The organism is Isoptericola sp. NPDC055881, assembly GCF_053615895.1.
The window spans coordinates 1-6492 of sequence record NZ_JBSHCR010000121.1 but is presented as its reverse complement, the minus strand read 5'-3'; the positions used below and the strand labels follow the sequence as shown (position 1 = coordinate 6492).

The 6492-nt window shown below is 70.8% G+C and carries 8 protein-coding genes; all 8 read left to right on the top strand.

Annotated features, from left to right (window positions below):
• Positions 1-284 precede the first annotated feature (284 nt).
• The 8 genes from ACWGKI_RS20345 (at position 285) to ACWGKI_RS20310 (ending at position 6435) form a co-directional block, all read left to right on the top strand.
• Positions 285-629 carry a hypothetical protein gene (locus ACWGKI_RS20345; RefSeq protein ID WP_365421788.1) on the top strand — a complete coding sequence of 115 codons (345 nt, stop codon included), beginning with the start codon at positions 285-287 and terminating at the stop codon, positions 627-629.
• A 20-nt stretch (positions 630-649) separates the two neighbouring features.
• Positions 650-931, top strand: coding sequence for an HNH endonuclease (locus ACWGKI_RS20340; RefSeq protein ID WP_365421791.1), 282 nt, complete (start codon positions 650-652; stop codon positions 929-931).
• Positions 932-937: 6 nt separating this feature from the next.
• Positions 938-1372, top strand: coding sequence for a hypothetical protein (locus ACWGKI_RS20335; protein ID WP_375852296.1), 435 nt, complete (start codon positions 938-940; stop codon positions 1370-1372).
• Between the two features lie 168 nt (positions 1373-1540).
• On the top strand, positions 1541-1807 hold the full coding sequence (locus ACWGKI_RS20330) for a hypothetical protein (protein WP_375852297.1): 267 nt from the start codon (positions 1541-1543) through the stop codon (positions 1805-1807).
• Positions 1791-3302 (top strand): hypothetical protein, encoded by a 1512-nt coding sequence (locus ACWGKI_RS20325; RefSeq protein ID WP_375852298.1) that lies wholly within the window; start codon positions 1791-1793, stop codon positions 3300-3302. Before ACWGKI_RS20330 ends, ACWGKI_RS20325 begins: the two co-directional genes overlap by 17 nt.
• Positions 3303-3312: 10 nt before the next feature.
• On the top strand, positions 3313-4461 hold the full coding sequence (locus ACWGKI_RS20320; protein WP_375852299.1) for a phage portal protein: 1149 nt from the start codon (positions 3313-3315) through the stop codon (positions 4459-4461).
• Entirely contained in the window at positions 4458-5132 is a 675-nt protein-coding gene (locus ACWGKI_RS20315) for an HK97 family phage prohead protease (RefSeq protein WP_375852300.1), read from the top strand. The genes ACWGKI_RS20320 and ACWGKI_RS20315 overlap by 4 nt, the downstream gene beginning before the upstream one ends.
• Before the next feature lie 85 nt (positions 5133-5217).
• Complete coding sequence (locus ACWGKI_RS20310) at positions 5218-6435, top strand: phage major capsid protein (protein ID WP_376183990.1); 1218 nt, start codon at positions 5218-5220, stop codon at positions 6433-6435.
• Positions 6436-6492 lie beyond the last annotated feature (57 nt).

Below are 6492 nucleotides of genomic sequence, written 5' to 3'. Positions count from 1 at the left end.
GCGGACCGTGGTGCGCTCGTCGTCGTGCCCGACGCCGGTCACGACGTGAACTCCGACGCCCCGGACGCCCCGGCCAGGACCACCCGGCCGGGGCTGCGTCGTGTCCGTCCGTCGCCTGGCGCCCGGGGCTGGAGGCGGCCCCACGCGGGGATCACGGGCACCCGCGGGATGCGGGGCGCCCGGCGGCGGACACCAACGCGTCACAACACAGCCACAGACCCCCCAAGCGACCAACACGCAGCGGATGATGCCCGTTCAGCATCCGAACACCCATGGGGGGAACCATGACCGCCCGCGGAGCCGCCTGCGCCGCCCTGCTCGCCCTCGCAGCCCTCACCACCGGCTGCAGCAGCGGCAGCAGCGACGACAAGCCGCAGCCCACCGTCACCGCCACCAAGACCGTCGACCAGGCCGCCGCACGCAAGGCATGCGTCACCGCCTGGGCAGACCTCATCAAGGACAGCCCCGACGCAGGCATGGACGAGGAGCCGAGCCCCTGCCAAGGCCTGCCCGAGGGCGACCGGATCGACCGCTACATGGAAGGCCTGCAGCAGCTCAACCGGGCCAACCGCGACGAGCTGCAGGACTGCCTCGACGACCCGACGTGCACGGAGGCCCCCGCGCCGTAGATTGGTGGGAGGTGGCGCCCGTGGCCGGCAACCCGCGCAACGGGCGCCCCTACCGCCGCCTCGTCGACTGGCTCCGAGCCCAGCGACTCCCCTGCTGGTGGTGCGGCCACAACATCGGCTACGAGCTGGACGCCCGGCACCCGTTGTCCTTCACCCTCGACCACGAACAGCCGCTCTCGCGAGGCGGCTCGCTCCTCGACAAGGCCAACGCCCGGCCCGCGCACCGTCGCTGCAACAGCAGCCGCGGCAACCGCACAGCGTCACCGAAGCCCAGCCCCCGGCGACCCCAGCTGAGGTGGTGACGGTCCGTGCTGTACATCGTGACCGGACCGCCGGCCGCAGGCAAGACGAGCTGGATCGAGAGCAGGGCCAAGCCCAGCGACATCGTCATCGACCTCGACCGCATCACCCGCGCCCTCGCCGGGCCAGGCGCCCCCAACTGGAACCAGGACCCGCTCCTGCTCCGCGTCGCCCACAAGGCCCGCTACGCCGCGATGTTCGAGGCGTTCGAGCACCGCGACAAGGTCGACGTCTACCTGATCCACACCATGCCCACCTCGAAGTGGCTCGCCCGCTACCGGCGCATGGACGCACAGATCATCGCCGTCGACCCCGGGCGCAGCATCGTGATGGCCCGCATCGAGGCCATGCGAGACCCCGAGATGCGCAGGGTGGCCACCCGCTGGTACCGGTCACGATCGGCGACGAAGACCGAGACGACGGGCGCGACGCTCGAATGGTGATCAAGGCCCCGACTACTTTTTGAGCGCAAGACCGGGCGACCCAAACGCCCTTGTCGCCCGATTTTTTACACGGGGCCTGTACTCGCTAATCCGCCGAGGCGAACGCCAGCGATTTAGCAGGCGGTCACCCTCCGTGACGTGACTCTCAGTGACAGGTCGGGGGTGATCATGGCTACCAACGTCGAAGGGACCGCCGCCGAAATTGCACGGCTCCGGGTCGGCGATATCGCCCCTGGCCTGGCGCAACTCGCCCTCACCCTCGCCCAGGTGATGGACGGGAAGGACGGGGCGACGGCGAAGGCGAACGCCGCTCGCGAACTACGGGCCGCGCTCGAGGCCCTGCACAAGCTCGCGCCGGTCGCCGAAGAGACCGACCGGGTGGACGAGCTGGCCAGGAAGCGGCAGGACGGGAGGCTCCGTGCTCGCCGAGCCTGAACTGCTGCGCGGTGCCCAGCGGCCCCGCCTGTTCACCGCGCCGCCGACGTTCCTGTCCTCGGCTGGCCGGGAGGCGGTCGAGCTGGCCGCGCACGCCGGCCTGGACCTGATGCCGTGGCAGCAGCACGTCCTGGACGTCGGGCTGCGGGAACGGGAGGACGGCCAGTGGGCGGCGTTCGAGTGCGCCGTGAACGTGCCCAGGCAGAACGGGAAGGGCGGGGTGATCGAGGCCAGGGAGCTGGCGGGGCTGTTCCTGCTGGGCGAGCGCCTGATCATTCACAGCGCGCATGAGTTCAAGACGAGCCGAGTCGCGTTCCAGCGGATCCAGTCCCTGATCCTCGGGTGCCCTGACCTGCGGAAACGCGTCAAGCGGATGTTGAACAACACGACGGAGACGTCGATCACGCTGACGACGGGGCAGTCCCTGCAGTTCATCGCCCGCTCCGGCGGCTCCGGCCGTGGCTGGACCGGCGACTGCAACATCCTGGACGAGGCGATGATCCTCGGCGACGACGCGATGGGCGCGCTGATGCCGACGATGTCCGCCGTCGAGAACCCGCAGCTCTGGTACCTGGGCAGCGCCGGAATCGGCGCCCCCTCGGTGCAGCTGGCCCGTCTGCGGCGCCGAGCCCTGGCCGCGCTGGAGGCCGGGAAGCCGGACCCGTCCCTGGCCTACTTCGAGTGGTCGGTGGACCCGCACCTGGACGAATGCCCGCCCGGCTGCACGGAGCACGACAGCTCGGACGATCCGGCGTCGTGGGCGAAGGCGAACCCGTCGCTGGGCCTCCTGATCACCCCGGAGTTCGTCCGGAACGAGCGGGCCTCGCTGGGGTCCAGCGGCATCTTCGAGCGTGAGCGGCTCGGTGTAGGCGACTACCCGTCCGACGAGGCCGACACGTGGCAGGTCATCGCCGAGGAGGCGTGGCGGGCCCTGGCCGTCGGGGACGTCTCGGCGGTCGCTGAGGCGCGGCAGGCCGGGCCGGTGGCGCTGTCCATCGACATGACCCCGGAGCGGTCGCACGCGGCCATCAGCGCAGCGTTCCGGTACCTGGGCGGCGTGCACGTGACGGTCATCGACCACCGGCCCGGTACGGGCTGGATCCTGGAGCGCGCCAAGGAACTGCACGGGAAATGGAACCCGCGGTGCTGGGTGATCGACGGGGCGGGGCCGGCCGGGTCGCTGATCGGCGACCTGGAGGACAAGGAGACCGGGCTCGGAGTGACAGTCGTGCAGCCGAAGGCGCGGGAGATGGCCGCGGCGTGCGCCCAGTTCTACGACGCCGTAACGACGCAGACCCTGACGCACTTCGACGATGCGCCGCTGGCGTCGGCTCTGGCCGGCGCGCAGAAGCGGACGCTGGGCGACGCGTGGGCGTGGGCCCGCCGTATCCCGTCCGTAGACATCAGCCCGCTGGTGGCCGGGACCCTCGCCAAGTGGGGCCTGACCGCCGAGGTAGAAGAACCGCCGGGCGACATCCTGAACAACGTGTGGTGAGGGGGCAGTCGTGAAGTGGTGGCCCTTCCGCCGGACGGCGCTGAAGCGGGCGATCTCGTACCAGGACGTGTGGGGGTCGGGCTCGGACCCGGCCGTGCTGCGCGGCACCAGCCAGGAACGGGCACTGCGGCTGGGGCCCGTCTACGCGGCCACACGGCTGCTCGCGGACTCCGTGGCCTCCCTGCCTCTGAAGTTTTACCGGGCGGACGGAGAGGACCGGCAGCGGCTGCCATTGCCCCCGCTGTTCCGGCGCCCGGCCGCGGCTGGCTTCCGGTATGACTGGCTGCACCGGTGCATGACGTCGCTGACGCTGCGCGGCAACGCCTACGGGCTGATCGTCGCCTGGGGCCCGGACGGCTGGCCCAGCCAGATCGAGTGGCTGCACCCGGACGACGTGAGCATCCAGGACAACCTCGCCGCCGTCCCGGTCTGGTGCTACAAGGGCCGGCGCCTCGAGGACGGGCAGATGTTCCACATCCCCGCCTACACGGTGCCCGGGCAGATCCTGGGGCTGTCGCCGATCGCGTACTTCGCGACGACGACGGAGGCCGGGCTGCTGGCCAACCAGTTCGGCCGGGACTGGTTCGCCAACGGGTCCACGCCAAGCGCAGTCCTGGAGACGGACATGGCCGTGGACCAGGGCGCCGCGACCGTGCTGAAGGCACGGTTCAAGGAGGCCGCCCAAGGCCGGGACGTGGTCGCGCTGGGCAACGGCGTGAAGTACCGGGCGATCTCGGTGCCGGCGAACGAGTCGCAGTTCCTGGAGACCATCAAGGCGACGGCGAACCAGGTCGCCGCGATCTACGGGGTGCCGCCGGAGAAGGTCGGTGGTGAGACGGGTGGCAGCCTCACCTACGCCACGGTCGAGCAGAACAGTATCGACCTGCTGACGTGGACGCTGCGCCCGTGGCTGGCCCGCCTGGAGGAAGCGTTCTCCTGGCTGCGGCCACCCACCGAGGAGGCCCGATTCAACGCGAGCGCGATGCTGCGCACCGACACGCTGACCCGCTATCAGGCGCACCGTATCGCTCGCTCGATCGGGCTGAACAACATCGACGAGCTGCGGCGTCACGAGGATGAGCCGCCGCTGCCCGGCGGGCTCGGGCAGGACTACACGCCACTGGGCAATGTGGCCCCGGACGGAAGCGAGAAGAAGTGAACGGCGACAGTGAGCGTCGGTTCACGCGCGGCCTCGTCGAGGTCCGGGCGGCCGGCGACAGCAGGACGATCGGCGGGTACGCCGCGAAGTTCAACACCCTGTCACGCAACCTGGGCGGGTTCGTCGAGCGGATCGACCCGGGGTTCTTCGCGAAGTCCGAGGGTGACGGCTGGCCGCGCGTGATGGCCCGCTACAACCACGACAACAACATGCTGCTCGGCACGACGCGGGCGAGCACGCTGCGGCTGCAGACGGACGGCACGGGCCTGGACTACAGCGTCGACGTGCCGGCCGCCCGGGCGGACGTGTTCGAGCTGGTGCAGCGCGGCGACGTCACCGAATCCAGCTTCGCGTTCTACACGTTCGAGGACGACTGGGCGATGACGGACGACGGGTTCCCGGTGCGGACGCTGCTGTCCGGGCAGCTGGTCGACGTGGCCCCGGTCAACGATCCGGCGTACCTGGACACGTCCACAGGCCTGCGGTCCCTCGCTGAGAAGGCTGGCGCGGAGCTGGCCGAGGTGCGGGCGGCGGCCGAGGCCGGTGAGCTGAAGCGGTTCCTCGGGGCCCCGGCCCCCACGATCATCCCGCCGGGCGGGCAGGGCGACACCCACCCGCTCGTGGCGGTACGGCAGCGGCGCGCCGAGCTGGTGAAGCGCCGCACCTTCTGAGGCAGGGCGACACCCACCTCACCCACCCATCCACTGGCACCCCGGCGCACGGTCGCGGGTGTCGTCGTCATGCCCAGGAGGGCACATGTCCAGCCACATCAAGGCGCTGCAGGAGCGCCGGGCGAACATCTGGGAGCAGGCCAAGGCGCTGCTCGACACCGCCGAGAAGGAAAAGCGGGACCTGTCGGCGGAGGAAGAGGCGCAGTACCAGGCGCTGAACACCGACCTCGACAAGATCGACGCCCGGGCGAAGGACCTCCTCGAGGCGGAGCAGCGCACCAAGGACGCCGAGGACGCGTTCGCCAAGCTCCTCGCCAAGCCGGCCGACCAGCGGCAGCAGCCGCAGGAGCAGGACTCGGAGCTGCGCCGGTGGGCGCGCGGCGAGATGCGCGGCATCGACATCGCCAAGCCCGACGGGGTCAGCTTCCGTGACCTGACCAAGGGCACCGCGACCGCGGGCGGCAACACCGTGCCCACCACGTTCTACGGCCGCCTGATGGCCCACCTCATCGAGGTGTCCGGTCTGATGATGGCCGGGCCCACGGTCCTGAACACCGCCTCCGGCGAGACCATCGAGATCCCGGTGACCACGGCCCACTCGACTGCCGCGCTCACCGCCGAGGCCGCCAACCTGCCCAAGTCCGACCCGGCGTTCGCCAAGCGCACCCTGGGCGCCTACAAGTACGGCGTCCTGCTCCAGGCGTCCACCGAGCTGCTCACCGACACCGGTGTCGACCTGGAGAGCTACCTCGCCATGCAGGCCGGCCGCGCGCTGGGCAACGCGTTCGGCACCCACGCCATCACCGGCGACGGCTCCTCCAAGCCGACCGGCATCATCACCTCCGCGTCGACCGGCAAGACCGGCGGCACCGGCGCTGGCGGCGCGTTCACCGCGGACGACCTGATCGACCTGTACTACAGCGTCATCGCCCCGTACCGGAACAGCGCCTCGTGCGGCTGGCTGATGCGGGACGCCACCCTCGGCACCGCCCGGAAGCTGAAGGACAAGCAGGACCAGTACCTGTGGCAGCCGTCCATCCAGGTCGGCGTCCCGGACACGCTGCTGGGCAAGCCGGTCCACACCGACCCGAACGTGGCCGCTGTCGGCACGACCGCGAAGTCCGTCGCGTTCGGTGACTTCTCCCAGTACTTCGTGCGCATGGCGGGCGGGGTGCGGTTCGAGCGGTCCGACGACTACGCGTTCAACTCCGACCTGGTGACCTTCCGGGCGATCATCCGCTCGGACGGCCTGCTGGTCGACCAGACCGGAGCCGTGAAGGTGTTCGCCGGCGCCGCGACCTGATCCATACCTGCAGCGGGGGGGCCCGGCCCGGTGGCGCCCCCCCCCCGTGCAGAGTGG

Coding starts and splice junctions, on each gene's coding strand:
- ACWGKI_RS20330 (WP_375852297.1), top strand. CDS start 1,541: ATGGCTACCAACGTCGAAGGGACCGCCGCCGAAATTGCACGGCTCCGG.
- ACWGKI_RS20310 (WP_376183990.1), top strand. CDS start 5,218: ATGTCCAGCCACATCAAGGCGCTGCAGGAGCGCCGGGCGAACATCTGG.
- ACWGKI_RS20345 (WP_365421788.1), top strand. CDS start 285: ATGACCGCCCGCGGAGCCGCCTGCGCCGCCCTGCTCGCCCTCGCAGCC.